Origin of the sequence: Streptococcus sp. UBA3373 (assembly GCF_002360305.1) — a bacterium.
Taxonomy (GTDB): domain Bacteria; phylum Bacillota; class Bacilli; order Lactobacillales; family Streptococcaceae; genus Streptococcus; species Streptococcus alactolyticus.
The window spans coordinates 7252-22838 of record NZ_DEQF01000026.1 but is presented as its reverse complement, the minus strand read 5'-3'; the positions used below and the strand labels follow the sequence as shown (position 1 = coordinate 22838).

The 15587-nt window shown below is 40.5% G+C and carries 15 protein-coding genes; 12 read left to right on the top strand and 3 right to left on the bottom strand.

All coding sequences use genetic code 11. From position 1 onward, the window contains the following. Positions 1 to 48 precede the first annotated feature (48 nt). The 11 genes from B3R79_RS03880 (at position 49) to nrdG (ending at position 9770) form a co-directional block, all read left to right on the top strand. A complete protein-coding gene (locus B3R79_RS03880; protein WP_293693867.1) occupies positions 49 to 1308 on the top strand; it encodes a competence/damage-inducible protein A in 1260 nt (419 codons plus the stop codon). A gap of 48 nt (positions 1309 to 1356) precedes the next feature. Then, positions 1357 to 2514, top strand: coding sequence for a recombinase RecA (gene recA / locus B3R79_RS03875; protein WP_154454974.1), 1158 nt, complete (start codon positions 1357 to 1359; stop codon positions 2512 to 2514). Between the two features lie 98 nt (positions 2515 to 2612). Further along, positions 2613 to 3011: a transcriptional regulator Spx gene (spx, locus tag B3R79_RS03870; protein ID WP_154454975.1), complete on the top strand. Its 399-nt coding sequence runs from the start codon at positions 2613 to 2615 to the stop codon at positions 3009 to 3011. A gap of 227 nt (positions 3012 to 3238) precedes the next feature. Beyond that, complete coding sequence (locus B3R79_RS03865; protein WP_154454976.1) at positions 3239 to 3508, top strand: IreB family regulatory phosphoprotein; 270 nt, start codon at positions 3239 to 3241, stop codon at positions 3506 to 3508. Continuing rightward, positions 3505 to 3924, top strand: a complete 420-nt coding sequence (ruvX, locus tag B3R79_RS03860) for a Holliday junction resolvase RuvX (RefSeq protein ID WP_154454977.1) — start codon at positions 3505 to 3507, stop codon at positions 3922 to 3924. Before B3R79_RS03865 ends, ruvX begins: the two co-directional genes overlap by 4 nt. 12 nt (positions 3925 to 3936) lie before the next feature. After that, positions 3937 to 4236 carry a DUF1292 domain-containing protein gene (locus B3R79_RS03855; RefSeq protein WP_293693865.1) on the top strand — a complete coding sequence of 100 codons (300 nt, stop codon included), beginning with the start codon at positions 3937 to 3939 and terminating at the stop codon, positions 4234 to 4236. Between the two features lie 186 nt (positions 4237 to 4422). Continuing rightward, a complete protein-coding gene (locus tag B3R79_RS03850) occupies positions 4423 to 6003 on the top strand; it encodes a DUF2079 domain-containing protein (RefSeq protein WP_293693863.1) in 1581 nt (526 codons plus the stop codon). 117 nt (positions 6004 to 6120) lie between these two features. Further along, positions 6121 to 8337: an anaerobic ribonucleoside-triphosphate reductase gene (nrdD, locus tag B3R79_RS03845; protein WP_293693861.1), complete on the top strand. Its 2217-nt coding sequence runs from the start codon at positions 6121 to 6123 to the stop codon at positions 8335 to 8337. 111 nt (positions 8338 to 8448) lie between these two features. After that, positions 8449 to 8595 (top strand): hypothetical protein, encoded by a 147-nt coding sequence (locus B3R79_RS03840; RefSeq protein ID WP_012962621.1) that lies wholly within the window; start codon positions 8449 to 8451, stop codon positions 8593 to 8595. A gap of 11 nt (positions 8596 to 8606) precedes the next feature. Beyond that, complete coding sequence (locus B3R79_RS03835) at positions 8607 to 9113, top strand: GNAT family N-acetyltransferase (protein ID WP_168261190.1); 507 nt, start codon at positions 8607 to 8609, stop codon at positions 9111 to 9113. Positions 9114 to 9155: 42 nt separating this feature from the next. Next, positions 9156 to 9770 (top strand): anaerobic ribonucleoside-triphosphate reductase activating protein, encoded by a 615-nt coding sequence (nrdG, locus tag B3R79_RS03830; protein WP_168261189.1) that lies wholly within the window; start codon positions 9156 to 9158, stop codon positions 9768 to 9770. Between the two features lie 271 nt (positions 9771 to 10041). Here nrdG and B3R79_RS03825 read toward each other — a convergent pair whose 3' ends face one another. Beyond that, positions 10042 to 11022, bottom strand: a complete 981-nt coding sequence (locus tag B3R79_RS03825) for a Gfo/Idh/MocA family protein (RefSeq protein ID WP_154454907.1) — start codon at positions 11020 to 11022, stop codon at positions 10042 to 10044. Positions 11023 to 11159: 137 nt separating this feature from the next. Between B3R79_RS03825 and B3R79_RS03820 the strand changes: the two genes are divergently transcribed. Then, complete coding sequence (locus B3R79_RS03820) at positions 11160 to 13055, top strand: M13 family metallopeptidase (protein WP_293693857.1); 1896 nt, start codon at positions 11160 to 11162, stop codon at positions 13053 to 13055. A 23-nt stretch (positions 13056 to 13078) separates the two neighbouring features. Here B3R79_RS03820 and B3R79_RS03815 read toward each other — a convergent pair whose 3' ends face one another. Further along, positions 13079 to 14593: a glycosyltransferase family 39 protein gene (locus tag B3R79_RS03815; RefSeq protein WP_293693855.1), complete on the bottom strand. Its 1515-nt coding sequence runs from the start codon at positions 14591 to 14593 to the stop codon at positions 13079 to 13081. Between the two features lie 84 nt (positions 14594 to 14677). Beyond that, on the bottom strand, positions 14678 to 15587 hold a 910-nt coding region (locus tag B3R79_RS03810), incomplete at its 5' end, for a S66 family peptidase (protein ID WP_293693853.1).

Here is a 15587-nt window from a genome sequence, read left to right as displayed (position 1 = left end):
TTCATGTGAAACACAGTTAAAAAACGAATAAATAAGCAGGAGGTCATTATGAAAGCTGAACTGGTTACTGTTGGAACAGAAATTTTAACAGGTCAAATTACCAACACCAATGCTCAATTTCTCTCAGAAGAATTTGCTAAATTGGGAATTGATGTCTTTTTTCAAACTACCGTAGGTGATAACGAAGAGCGTCTGTTGTCGGTTATTGATTTAGCCAGTCAAAGAAGCGACCTCATCGTTTTGTGTGGTGGCTTGGGACCAACGGAAGATGATTTAACCAAACAAACTTTGGCAAAATACCTCAAACGCGATTTGGTGATCAACGAAGAAGCCAATCAACGTTTGAATGACTATTTTGCAACGCGTCCCCAATTTGTTCGTACGGCCAACAATGACCGTCAAGCTCAGTTAATTGAGGGGGCAACGCCCTTGCAAAATATCACAGGTTTAGCTGTGGGTGGCTTGGTAACTGTTGATGGCGTTACTTACGTCGTGCTACCAGGTCCGCCAAGTGAATTAAAACCGATGGTCTTAAATGAATTGGTTCCTCTTTTGTCAGGACATAATGAACGCCTATATTCACGGGTTTTGCGTTTCTTTGGCATCGGGGAAAGCCAATTGGTAACCGTTCTGTCTGACTTGATTGACAATCAAACAGACCCAACCATTGCTCCTTATGCTAAAACAGGTGAGGTAACACTTCGTTTGTCAACAAAAGCAGCAGATGAGGCTGTCGCTAAGGTAAAATTAGACCAATTGGAACAAGCTATTTTGGCTAAATCAACCTTGGATAATGTCCCATTGAGTGAATTGCTTTACGCTTATGGTGATGATAATAGTTTGGCGCGTGTGGTCTTTCAATTGCTCAAAGAACACCATAAAACCATTACAGCAGCAGAAAGTTTGACCGCAGGGCTATTTCAATCCACTATCGCAGACTTTTCAGGTGCCTCTTCCGTCTTTAACGGCGGTTTTGTGACATACAGCATGGAAGAAAAATCAAAATTGTTGCACATTCCATTAGAAGATTTGCAAGAACATGGTGTGGTTAGTCACTTTACCGCTGAAAAAATGGCGGAACAATCACGTTTGTTGACAGGTGCAGATATTGGCATTGGTTTGACTGGCGTTGCTGGTCCAGATAGTTTGGAAGGACATCCAGCAGGAACCATTTTTATTGGCATTTCGACAAAAGACGATTGCCGTTCGATCCATCTTCATATCGGTGGTAAAAGTCGTTCAGATGTCCGTCATATCGCGACTTTGTACGCTTTTAACTTAGTACGTCAAGCTTTATTAGACATTTGATTTTTGGTATAATAAAGTCGTATTTCGAATAATCAGAAAGGGAATAATTTGGCAAAAAAAACAAAGAAAACAGAAGCTGTTACTAAAAAATTTGGTGACGAGCGTAAAAAAGCACTAGATGATGCTTTGAAAATGATTGAAAAAGATTTCGGGAAAGGCGCTGTGATGCGACTTGGCGAGCGTGCAGAACAAAAAGTTCAAGTGATGAGCTCAGGTAGTTTAGCTCTTGATATTGCACTTGGAGCTGGTGGCTATCCTAAAGGACGTATCATTGAAATCTACGGACCTGAATCTTCAGGTAAAACAACGGTCGCCCTTCATGCCGTTGCGCAAGCTCAAAAAGAAGGTGGTGTGGCAGCCTTTATCGATGCTGAACACGCTTTGGACCCATCTTATGCCGCAGCTCTTGGGGTTAATATTGATGAACTTTTGTTATCACAACCTGATTCAGGTGAACAAGGACTTGAGATTGCAGGGAAATTGATTGATTCTGGTGCCGTTGACCTTGTCGTTGTCGATTCAGTGGCAGCTTTGGTACCGCGTGCTGAAATTGATGGTGATATTGGTGATAACCACGTTGGTTTGCAAGCTCGTATGATGAGCCAAGCCATGCGTAAATTATCTGCTTCTATCAACAAAACAAAAACCATCGCTATTTTCATTAACCAGTTGCGTGAAAAAGTTGGTGTGATGTTTGGAAACCCTGAGACAACTCCTGGTGGACGTGCCTTGAAGTTTTATTCATCTATTCGTCTAGATGTGCGTGGTAACACACAAATCAAGGGAACAGGTGACCAAAAAGATAGCAGCATCGGTAAAGAAACCAAGATCAAAGTCGTTAAAAACAAGGTGGCTCCACCCTTTAAAACAGCTGAAGTGGAAATCATGTACGGAGAAGGAATTTCACGCACGGGTGAATTGCTTAAAATCGCCAGTGATTTGAATATCATCAAGAAAGCTGGTGCTTGGTTCTCTTACAATGACGACAAAATTGGTCAAGGTTCAGAGAATGCGAAGAAATACTTAAGTGACCACCCTGAAATCTTCGATGAAATTGATCATAAAGTGCGCGTGCATTATGGTTTAATTGAAGATGCTGATGCTCCTGATGCTCCAGTTGCTAGCGACAACGAAGAGCCAACTCAAAAAGAACCATCAGACGAAGTGGTTCTTGACCTCGAAGATACGATCGAAATTGAAGAATAATAACAGTTTTTCGTTAGAAATCGGTCTTAGGTCCCATGTTTTCGTTCAGATTAGTGTGCTATAATACAACTATCATGGGATAGAAAGTGAGAGTACACATGATTAAAATTTATACAATTTCTAGTTGTACAAGCTGTAAGAAAGCGAAAGCTTGGCTAAACGCTCATCAGCTCCCTTATAAAGAACAGAATTTAGGAAAAGAACCGCTAACCCGAGAAGAAATTTTAGCTATATTAACAAAAACAGAAAATGGTATAGAGAGTATTGTTTCCTCTAAAAACCGCTATGCCAAAGCCTTGGATTGCAATTTAGATGAATTGAGCTTGAGTGAGGTTATTGACTTGATTCAAGAAAATCCACGTATCCTAAAAAGTCCGATTTTGATTGATGAAAAACGCCTTCAAGTTGGTTACAAGGAAGATGACATTCGTGCTTTTCTACCACGTTCTATTCGTAATGTAGAAAATACAGAAGCCCGTCTTCGTGCCGCACTATGATAGTGTTTTTCAAGGTCATATAACAGTGGGCTGATGGTTAGGATTAGCCAGCAACAGATTGATAAGAACACCTTAAACGTAGGCTTTGTGGGCTGATGTTTGAGGTGTTTTTGCATGGTGTGAAAAAAGGGTGATAAAGTTTACTGAAATAAAGTTAGATTCTTGTGAAATCCTTTTGAATAGGCTATAATAGTTGGTGATAGCTGTTTTAGAAAGAAGGTGTAAGTATGGGATTTACAGATGAAACTGTACGCTTCAATTTAGACGATAGAAACAAAAAAGAAATCAGCGAGACTTTGACAACAGTGTATCGTTCTCTCGATGAAAAGGGATACAATCCAATTAATCAGATTGTAGGTTACGTTTTGAGTGGGGACCCTGCTTATGTTCCTCGTTATAACAATGCTAGAAATCAGATTCGCAAATACGAACGTGATGAGATTGTTGAAGAACTTGTTCGATATTATCTCAAAGGAAATGGAATTGATTTAAAATGAGAATAATGGGACTAGATGTCGGTTCAAAAACAGTTGGTGTTGCCATTAGTGACCCACTTGGTTTTACCGCTCAAGGTGTCGAGATTATCAAAATCGATGAAGAAGCTGGCGAATTTGGCTTTGACCGATTAGGTCAGCTGGTTAAAGAATATAAAGTCGATAAATTTGTTGTTGGTCTGCCTAAAAATATGAACAATACCGAAGGTCCTCGTGTTGAGGTCAGTAAGTCATATGGTGACAAGATTGCGGATTTATTTGGTATCCCTGTGGATTACCAAGACGAACGCTTGACGACCGTACAGGCAGAGCGTATGTTGGTAGAACAAGCTGATGTGAGTCGAGGCAAACGTAAAAAAGTGATTGACAAATTGGCTGCGCAGCTTATTTTACAAAATTATTTGGATAGAATGTTTTAAAGGAGAAAGCCCATGGCACATAATCATGAACATGAACATGAAGTTATTACCTTAGTCGATGAGCACGGAAATGAAACCTTATTTGAAATTCTTTTGACCATCGATGGTCGTGAAGAATTTGGTAAGAATTACGTTCTTTTGGTTCCTGCTGGTGCTGAAGAAGATGAGCAAGGTGAAATTGAAATCCAAGCTTATTCTTTCACTGAAAATGAAGATGGAACAGAAGGCGACCTTCAACCAATCCCTGAAGACTCTGACGCTGAGTGGGATATGATTGAAGAAGTTTTCAGTAGCTTCATTGATGAAGACTAATCATACTGGATGAAGCGATTCCTGATGAACTGCACGTAAGATGTGCGGTTCTTTTTTCTTGTTCAGAGATTTAGCCTATTTTCAATTATTTTAGCCATCCTTTAGCTTTTTATGGTATAATCATCAAATTGACTAATGTTTAGTTTCTGTTATACTTATTAAGGACGAAATTCAAGGAGAAAATAAGTGAATACATCAGAGGAAGTGAATTTAAATCAAAATGGCGTGCCGTCTTATAGTCGCTTGACACGTACGAGTGGTTTGACTCCTAAAAGGCAAGGTGCGGCTATCAGCACCAAGGTTCCTAGACGCCATAAGTTTTTTCTGCTAATCATCAGTATTATTGTGGGATGCTTATCCGTAGCCAATCCTTTACTTACGGACTGGGCCAATAGTTTGCAATCTCAAAATTTGTACGTTGGTTTCATGTTTACTAAAGGGCAGTTGCCGTTTACAGATATGTTTGCGACAGGTGGTTTTCTTTATTACACCCTGATTGCCTTAGCTTACTATCTAGGGTCAACCTTGTGGCTGGTTCCCCTTCAAGTGCTCATTTTTTATGTGTCAGGGATTTATTTTTACAAACTCATCCATTACTTCACGTCTAATCAACGATTTGCCGTGGGTATGAGTGGTGTTTTCTACTTGTTAAATGTAGCTCTTGGTTTTGGCGGTTTGTATCCTGTCCAATTTGCCATGCCGTTTGTCTTGGTGTCTTTATGGTTCTTGACGAAATACTTTGCAGGTCTGATTAAAGATGAAGCCTATATTTTGTATGGCTTTGCAGGGTCAGCGTCAATGCTTTTAGACCCAAGAACCTTGGTTTTTTGGTTATTGTCTTTTATTGCGATTATTGTTTATAACTCAAGAAAAAAACATTTGGCGCGAGGCTTTTACCAATTACTGTGTATTATTTTTGGGATGATTCTCATTTTGTACACTGTTGGTTACTTTGTGTTGAACTTGCAAATTTTATCGCCTTATATTTCACAAGCCATTGTTTACCCATTTACTTATTTTGCTACAGGTGACCATAATTTCTTTTTGACTTTGCTCTTCCAAGTGGACTTGCTGCTTTTTTCAGGCTTGTTGTTTGGCTTGCTTTCATTTAACAAAGTGCTTAAAGATAACAAAGACCGCATGGTCAAATACCTCATTTTCGTGGTATTTATCGGCTTTTTGCTGCTTGATTTGGTATCACAGACGTATGAGTTCTATCACTTGTTGGCAGCGATGCCTTTTGGCTTGATTTTGACTGCTGTGGCACTTGACGAGCGTTACAAATGCTATATGGTTCGTTCTTCACATCGCCGTCAAAAGTCTTCTCGAAACACTAAAGGTGCATTTGAGTTTTATGTGAAAACGTTCCTCTACCTTCCTGTTTTGGTTTTGATTGTTGGGATAGGACGTCCAATCGTGTCAAATATCATCACTTTTGGTGATAATAGCCAGCGTTCAACGATTGCTACTTATTTGGCATCAAATACTTCTGATGAAGATTCTATTTATGTTTGGGATAGTTCTTCTAAGATTTATTTAGAAAGTGGCTTACCAAGTAGTTCGCAATTTTCATCACCGCTTGTCAATACAGCAAAAGATGACAATCAAAAAGTGCTTGAAGATGAGTTGTTGCAAAACGTGGCGACTTATGTTATCGTTCATAAAAACGAGAAATTGCCTGAGGTGGTTCAAAAAGATTTAAAATCAAATTACGAAACCGTTTCGGTCAAAAAAGTATCTGACTTTACGATTTATCGTAAGAAGTAAAAAACAACTATAAATGACGATAAAATCAATATCTTGTGTTCTTCTAAAAGATTTGCCACAAGATATTGATTTTTTTAGAGTCAACGTGTTATAATAGACGGGCAAAGGAGTGTTCTTATGATTACATTGGAAAAGGAAATAATAACAGATCAACCGGCAATCAAAGTCATCAAACGTGATGGACGTTCTGTTAATTTTGAAGCCGAAAAGATATACAATGCCTTACTAAAAGCAAGTAATAATGTGACTAAATTATCCCCACTCGTTGAGGCAAAATTAGAAACCATTTCAAATAACATCATTGCGGAAATTATAGACCGCTTTAAAGACGATGTTAAAATTTATGAAATTCAAAATATCGTTGAGCATGAGCTTTTGGCAGCTAATGAATATGCCATCGCACAAGAATACATCAATTACCGTACCAAGCGCGATTTTGCGCGTTCGCAAGCAACAGATATCAATTTTACCATTGATAAATTGTTGAACAAGGATCAAACCATTGTCAATGAAAACGCCAATAAAGATAGCGAAGTTTTCAACACACAACGTGATTTGACGGCTGGTATCGTTGGCAAATCAATTGGTCTTAAAATGTTGCCATCACACGTGGCTAATGCGCATCAAAAAGGGGACATTCATTACCACGACCTTGATTATAGCCCATATACCCCAATGACTAACTGCTGTTTAATTGACTTTAAAGGGATGTTGGCCAATGGCTTTAAGATTGGCAATGCTGAGGTAGAAAGTCCAAAATCAATTCAAACAGCGACAGCCCAAATTTCGCAAATCATCGCGAACGTAGCTTCTAGCCAATACGGTGGTTGTACGGCAGACCGCATTGATGAATTTTTGGCACCTTACGCTGAATTGAATTATAAAAAACACTTAAAAGACGCTCAAGATTGGGTAGCAGAAGACCTTCGTGAAGACTATGCTCGTACCAAAACGAAAAAAGACATTTATGATGCGATGCAAAGCCTTGAATACGAAATCAATACCTTGTTCACGTCAAATGGGCAAACACCGTTTACCTCACTTGGTTTTGGTCTTGGTACTAACTGGTTTGAACGTGAAATTCAAAAAGCCATTCTTGAAATCCGCATCAAAGGGCTTGGTAGCGAACACCGCACAGCCATTTTCCCTAAATTGATTTTCACGTTGAAGAGTGGTCTTAACCTAGAAGTCGGCACACCAAACTATGATATCAAGCAATTAGCCTTGGAATGTGCTACAAAACGGATGTATCCTGATGTCTTGTCTTATGACAAAATCATTGAATTGACAGGTTCATTTAAAGCGCCAATGGGTTGCCGTTCATTCTTGCAAGGGTGGAAAGACGAAAATGGCGTTGAAGTCAACTCAGGTCGTATGAATCTTGGGGTTGTGACGGTCAATCTTCCTCGTATTGCTATGGAATCAAATGGCGATATGAACAAATTCTGGGATATTTTCAATGAACGCATGGGTATTGCCAAAGATGCTTTGGTTTACCGAGTCGAACGCGTCAAAGAAGCAACGCCAGCCAATGCCCCTATTTTGTATCAATACGGTGCCTTTGGTCAACGTCTTGGCAAATACGACAATGTGGACGAACTTTTCCGTCATCGCCGTGCAACAGTTTCACTTGGTTACATTGGTCTTTACGAAGTGGGTACCGTTTTCTATGGTCCTGAATGGGAAAGCAATGCTGAAGCTAAAGCCTTTACGGTTGATATCGTTCGCAAAATGAAACAATTCTGTGAAGAGTGGTCAGATGAGTTTGATTATCATTTCTCAGTATATTCAACACCATCTGAAAGCTTGACTGATCGTTTCTGCCGCTTGGATACAGAGAAATTTGGTCTTGTGAAAGACATTATCGATAAGGAATACTACACCAATTCTTTCCACTACGATGTGCGTAAGAACCCAACACCATTTGAAAAATTAGATTTTGAAAAAGCTTATCCAGAAGCTGGTGCAACTGGTGGTTTCATTCATTATTGTGAATACCCAGTGCTTCAACAAAATCCAAAAGCCTTGGAAGCTGTTTGGGATTATGCATATACACGTATTGGTTATCTTGGTACCAATACCCCAATCGACCGTTGTTACCAATGTGGTTTTGAAGGAGATTTCACGCCAACAGAACGCGGATTTGTCTGCCCAAACTGCGGTAATAGCGACCCTAAAACCGTTGATGTTGTCAAACGAACATGTGGTTACCTAGGAAATCCGCAAGCTCGCCCAATGGTTAATGGTCGCCACAAAGAAATTTCTGCTCGTGTTAAACACATGAATGGCTCTACTATTAAAAATCCTGGGGATTATAGCAAACACCGTGCTTAATTTTGGGAGTCGTCGTTGATTGATAAGATGAGAAGCTGAGACCATGCGTCCCTGCTTCTTTATTATTTTGGTGGGTCAGGTTAGAGGTCTGACTAGAAAGGATATTAGCAAATGGGAAAATACCAGTTAGATTATAAAGGGATGCAACAAGTGGAACGTTTTCATGAAAAACATTCAAATGTGAAAACTGACAAAAAAGCGCGTGTTAGTCAGTTGAAAGCGCAGTTTTTAGAAAAAGCTAAAAAGAAAAGTAAATAGAGGTACCGTTTATGCAATTACGAAGACCTGAATTATCAGATAAAGCAGCTGTTATTGACATGATGAAAGAATTTGAGGCAAGTCAATCTGCTCATGACGGCGGTTTTTGGTCTGTGGATAACTTTGTTTATGAGGACTGGATTGAAAGAAATCAATTAAGTGAAATGGGTATTGATGTGCCGTCAACGTTTGTTCCAGCGATTCAATTTGTTTCTTTTGATGATAACGGAAGGGCTCTAGGATTTTTGCATTTACGTTTACGTCTAAATGATAATCTCTTAAATAAGGGGGGACATATTGGGTATTCGATTCGTCCGTCAGAGCGTCATAAGGGATTGGCTAAGAAACAGCTTCATCTAGGTTTACTAGAAGCTAAAAAGAAAAACATCAAACAAGCTTTGGTGACTTGTCACACGGATAATATTGCCAGTCGAAAGGTGATTTTAGCAAATGGTGGTGTTTTAGAAGATGTCCGTGAGTCAACTGAGCGTTATTGGATCAATCTGGCTGAAGAATAACTTGTGGATAAGTCAAATAATTAGATTAGAAAGAAGGCTAGGATGGAAGAAGCAAATTGGAATACTCCCAAGCCTGGTGAATGGAAATCAGAAGAATTAAGCCAAGGGCGTATCATTGATTACAAAGCATTTAACTTTGTTGATGGAGAAGGTGTGCGGAATTCCTTGTATGTGTCGGGTTGTATGTTTCACTGCAAGGGGTGTTATAACGCAGCGACCTGGTCATTTCAAGCAGGAATGCCTTATACCAAGGAGCTAGAAGAGCAAATCATGGCGGATTTGGCACAACCTTATGTCCAAGGTTTGACGCTTTTGGGCGGTGAACCCTTCTTGAATACAGGGATTTTATTGCCCTTGATTAAGCGCGTGCGCCGTGAATTGCCAGAAAAAGACATTTGGTCTTGGACAGGGTACACTTGGGAAGAAATGATGCAAGAAACCTCAGATAAGCTGGAAATGCTGAGTTTGATTGACATTTTGGTGGATGGTCGCTTTGACATCACCAGGAAGAATTTGATGTTGCAATTTCGTGGGTCTTCAAATCAGCGTATTATCGATGTTCAGAAGTCTTTGAAAGCTGGCGAAGTGGTTATTTGGGATAAATTAAATGATGGCACGGAAAATTTTGAACAAGTTAGCCGCGATGATTTGATTTAAAAAGAGCAGTTCAAACGAGCTGCTTTTTTTGTGTTATCCACAAGACAATTCACGCCTTATGTTGTTTTATCAAGGGTTTTGAGAGTCGGATTTCACAATTATAAACAAGTTATCCCCAAAATATGAGCATGGTTATCCACAGGTTGTTCATAACTTGTGTGTAAAAGTGGATAAAAGAACAAAAAAGCATCCCTGACGATGCCAAAACACAGTTACTGCAAAAGTAACTTGAATTTGACCTTGTCAGAGATGGATTTGTGGATAACTATGCTTATTCTTCTTCTGGGTAAGTGAGGTTCCAATCTTGGCGGAGTTTGGTCATGATGTCCATGACATCTTTGGTGTAATCAAGGTGCATGACATTTTCTTGACCAGAAACGGCTTTTTCCATATCAGCGACTTCGTAAGAAAGGGCAAGTGCCGTGCTGCCAGCTTCGATGACTTCTTGGTGCCCATCTTCAGTGTAGGTAATCACAGCCTTTTGACCGCGAGGGTATTCGTAAAGCTCGATGTAGCCTTTATCATAGGCGATGGTCCCACGTTTTGGTTGTTTCGCATGAAGGCTCAAGGTCAAGGTTGCCATTTCGCCTTGGTCATTTGTCAGCAAAATACCTGCCTGTTCGTCAACGCCTGTTGGGGCAAGTTTGACTTGAGAAGCAATTTGGTTGGGTGTTGAAGTCATAAACCAGCGAACAAATGAAAGAGCGTAAACACCGATATCAAGCAGAGCGCCACCAGCGAGGTTGCGATTGAAGAAACGGTTGGTCATGTCATATTCTTTGTAGCTACCAAAATTCATTTGGATGATTTTCAATTCTCCAAGTTTTCCACTGGCAATGATTTCAGATAATTGACGGTAAATTGGCATGTGGAAAATAGTCATGGCTTCTGCCAGCACGACATGATTGTCCTCGGCAAGTTTAATGGCTTCGTTTAATTCGTCAGCGTTTAGAGTGATTGATTTTTCACACAAAACATGTTTGCCTTTGGCCAAAGCTTTGCGCAAGAAATTGATATGGGTATTGTGTGGTGTTGAGATGTAAATAATGTCAACTTCAGGGTCATCAAAAACGTCATCAATGTTTTGATAAACCTTGTCAATGCCATATTTTTCAGCGAAAGCGAGTCCTTTATCATAAGTACGATTAGCGACAGAATAAAGCTTTCGTCCTTGTTGTTCTAGGGCTTGTGCTAACTCATTAGCAATGACCCCTGTTCCTAAAGTTGCCCAATTGTAATGTTTTGTTGTCATAAAAGCCTCCTTAAAAATTAGTATAGCAAAAAAGCGCTATCATGTCTGCTATTATTATTTGAGTCAGGCGTTTTTAAATCTGCTATTATGTGCATTTTTTGATAAAATAGTTCTAATCAGAATAAAGGAGATTTGTTATGACTCGATATCAAGATGATTTTTATGATGCCGTCAACGGCGAATGGGAAAAAACAGCGGTCATCCCTGATGATAAGCCTCGCACAGGTGGTTTTTCAGACTTGTCAGATGAGATTGAAGACCTTATGTTAGAAAACACAGACAAGTGGCTTAGTGGCAAGGATGTGCCTGATGATAGTATTTTGCAAAACTTTGTGAAGTTGCACCGCATGGCTGCAGACTACGACAAACGTGAGGAAGTGGGCGTTGCACCCGTTCTTCCTTTAATCAAAGAATACCAAGATTTAGGTTCTTTTTCAGACTTTGCAGGTAAGATTGCGGAGTTTGAATTGGCTGGCAAACCAAACGCCTTTCCATTTGGTGTGGCACCTGATTTCATGAACGCTCAATTAAATGTTTTGTGGGCTGAGGCTCCTGAAACCATTTTGCCAGACACCACTTACTATGCAGAAGATAACGAAAAAGGGAAAGAATTACTGGCTATTTGGCGTCACATGCAAGAAGAATTGTTGGCAAAATTTGGTTTTTCAGCTGAAGAAATCAGCGATTTGTTGGACAAGGTGATTGCCTTAGATGCCAAACTAGCTAAGTACGTTTTGTCACGTGAAGAATCATCAGAATACGTCAAATTATACCACCCTTATGATTGGGCAGATTTTGTCAAACTTGCTCCAGAATTGCCTTTGGATGCGATTTTCACACGTATTTTGGGTGAGGTGCCTGACAAGGTTATTGTACCTGAGGAACGTTTTTGGACAGAGTTTGCGTCTGACTATTACTCAGAAGACAATTGGGATTTGTTAAAGGCTGATTTGGTGCTTTCAGCTGCAGGTAATTATAATGGCTATTTGACTGATGAGATTCGTGTGCTTTCAGGCACTTATGGTCGAGCCCTTTCAGGAACGCCACAAGCCATAGACAAGAAAAAAGCGGCTTATTATTTGGCTTCAGGACCTTACAACCAAGCTCTAGGATTGTGGTATGCAGGTCAAAAATTCTCACCAGAAGCCAAAGCCGATGTGGAACACAAAGTGGCTACCATGATTGATGTTTACAAAAAACGCTTGGCGTCAGCAGATTGGTTGGCTCAAGAAACGCGTGATAAGGCCATCGTCAAACTCAACACGATTACGCCACATATTGGTTACCCTGAAAAATTGCCTGAAACCTATACCAAGAAAATCATTGACGAATCATTGTCATTGGTTGAAAATGCTCAAAATCTTGCTAAGATTTCAATTGCTCATAGTTGGAGCAAATGGAACAAGTCTGTTGACCGTAGCGAATGGCATATGCCAGCCCACATGGTCAATGCTTACTACGACCCACAACAAAACCAAATTGTCTTTCCAGCTGCTATTTTACAAGCACCATTTTACAGTTTGGAACAAAGTTCATCTGCCAACTATGGTGGTATCGGAGCAGTGATTGCCCACGAAATTTCTCACGCCTTTGATACCAACGGAGCTTCATTTGACGAAAATGGTAGCTTGAACAATTGGTGGCAAGAAGCAGATTACAAGGCTTTCACGGAACGTACGGATAAAATTGTTGAGCAGTTTGATGGTTTGGATTCTTACGGAGCGAAAGTCAACGGAAAATTGACGGTTTCTGAAAACGTGGCAGACCTTGGCGGTGTGGCTTGCGCACTTGAGGCAGCCAAACAAGATGACGATTTCTCTGCGCGTGATTTCTTTATCAATTTTGCAACCATTTGGCGCATGAAAGCTCGTCCAGAGTACATGCAAATGTTGGCAAGCATTGACGTTCACGCTCCTGGCAAGCTTCGTACTAACGTCACCTTAACTAACTTCGATGATTTCCATGAAGAATTTGATGTTAAAGCTGGCGACCCTATGTGGCGTACTCCAGAAGACCGTGTGATTATTTGGTAATGGCTAACAAAAAAGCCTCGACATTAACTGTCGAGGTCTTTTATTTTTGGAAAAAGAGCGTTATTTTCCCAGCCTCTGCCTGCCAGCAGGAGAATTTGTGGGATAAATTGAATGAGGTAACGTGATTTCCCACCTTCAAAAATCATGAGGAAGGCTAAGCCGCCAAGTAAGGCCAGCAGCAAAAAATCATTGCTTTCAAATGAGAAGCGCGTAGCTTTGATCATACCGATAATCATGATTAACCAAATGATTTGCCTGATGAGAAAGGACAGCTGGTATTCCACCGTGTCTGAGCTAATCCAGAATCGCCGAACAGCTTTTAAAAAGGCATTGTTTTTGGTGTAGGAATAAAGAGGGGAAACGTAAGGCGTTTTTTCATCGTCAGGATTTTCAAAATACGTCCACCCCAAGCTGCCATCCATGAGTGTTGCTCCCAATTTCACCACCAAATGTGCCCCAAAAGTGACAGGTGTGTAGTCGTTTAAGCGACGCTTGATGTCTTTGATGATATTTTCCGTGGCAAACATCCCATTGTTGTAGTTGTCCCGTTCGCTTTCATCCACGTATTGTAACAATCCCGCTTTCATATCCGCTTGGTCTGTTCCTGAAAATGTCAGTCCCAAATCCACAAAGAGCAGGGCTGATTTGGCTAAGCCTTTACCTTTGAGCAGTTGAATTTCGGTTTGGTGGCTCTCTAAGCATTTGCCGCCAGCATAAATACTACCAAAGCTGACGAGAAAAAGGCTGAAAATGATAATTCCTTTCTTCCAGTAACGGTTTAGCCCAAGTATCATAAAAAGTGCAATGATTAAGACAAGCGTAGTCGGACGAATGAAATAAGTCACTCCTGTCACGATTCCCAAAAGAGTAGCGTTTTTTAGGAGTTGTGTCTTTTGGTTTGTTTGTAGCAAAGCAAGCGCCAAGGCAGTCTGCAAACACAGCAGCGGCAAAGCTAAAACGTCCGTGTACATGCTCATAAAAAAGGGCGAAAATAGAAACAGGAAGATAAAGAAGAAAAAGCAACGATCAGCTATCTTCTGATTGCCATAGCGTTTGGCCGTGGCATAGATAATATAGGCTGAGGCATTCACATAAAGCATGTTTAACCCCATCATGCCCCACAGTCCATTTTCATGAAAAAGATTGAAAAACAGCCGTTCGTACAAGAACAAAAAGAGGTTGTTGGGGTTGCGCGTGATGTAGTTCACGGTTAAATCTTCGGCAAGGTAGTGAAAGGCTCCTGTGAAAACCACCGCCGCATCTCTTCGGATGAGTAATCTCGCCGAGAATAGCAGGAGTATTTGAAAAGCAATTGCCACGAGCATAACTACCCTTTTATGTTGCGTGATGAACTTAAAAAGTGTCGAACCAAATGCTAGAATGGCTTTTCTAAACAGCCAAAAGCTAACTAGAATGATAATCAACCCAAGCGGAGAAGTCCATCCTAAAAATCCTACGGCAACTAAAAAAGCAAATGCAAAAATTCCCCGAATCGCATAACGCACGCTTAGGGAAAAGTATTTGTTGATGGTATCCATTAGTCCTGTTTTCCTCAATATGTAAAAATAGTCAGTATGACCATTATACCACAGCACAAGCCCTTTCAAATGGTGAGAAAAAGCCTATTCCCGAATGGAAATGCTGAAGCTGTCCGTGTCAATGCTAGCTTTTGCTCCAATCGTAATGGTAAAAAGCGGTTGGGTGTGGGCAAAGTCAAGATCATACATGACAGGAATGGTTTTCAAAATTGGGTGTTTGTCCAAGATGTAGATCAAGATATCTTGGGTCATTTGGCATTCTTTAGGAAATCGTCCGATAAGCACGGCTTTGGGCTGAGGGTAAGCCTGCAAAATTGCTGCAAAATTGCGCGTGAATTCGTAATAACCGTCTTCTTCGGATTGTTCCAAAAAAAGGACATAGTCTTCTACCTGTGGGGCATACGGTGTTCCGCGAAGAAGTCCAAAAGTAGATAAATTTCCACCAATAATGGTGCCAGAAGCTTTCCCTGCGTTGTAAATTTTCCATTCTGTTGGCATAAAATGACGTGGTTGTGTTGGGTCATACCAAGGGTCGCTTGACCACTCTTGACTTGGAACAAGGTCGTAAGCTGATTTTGTCGTGGCGTTTAACCAAGCCTTGCTCTGGTAATCTTGACCTTCTTTCATTTTAAAACTAGAATATGACGGTCCCATGTAAGTGAGGTTTCCAGTTTTAGCAAAAATAGCATTCAAAAAGGCTGTCGAATCCGAATAGCCACAGATGATTTTAGGGTGTTTGGCAATTAAGTCGTAGTCAAGATAGGGCAACAGTTCGTTAGAATTAAAACCACCAATCGTAGCCAGAATAGCATCAACAGAGTCATCAGCAAAAGCAGCGTGCAAATCAGCAACACGGCTCTTGATTGAAGAAGAATAGAGCATATCAGACTCTAAGTAATGTTCTGAAAATGATACACGAAATCCTAGATTTTCTAACGTTTCTTTGGCAGAAAGGTTGGCTTCAAATCCACCCAAGCGAGCAATTGAATCTGAC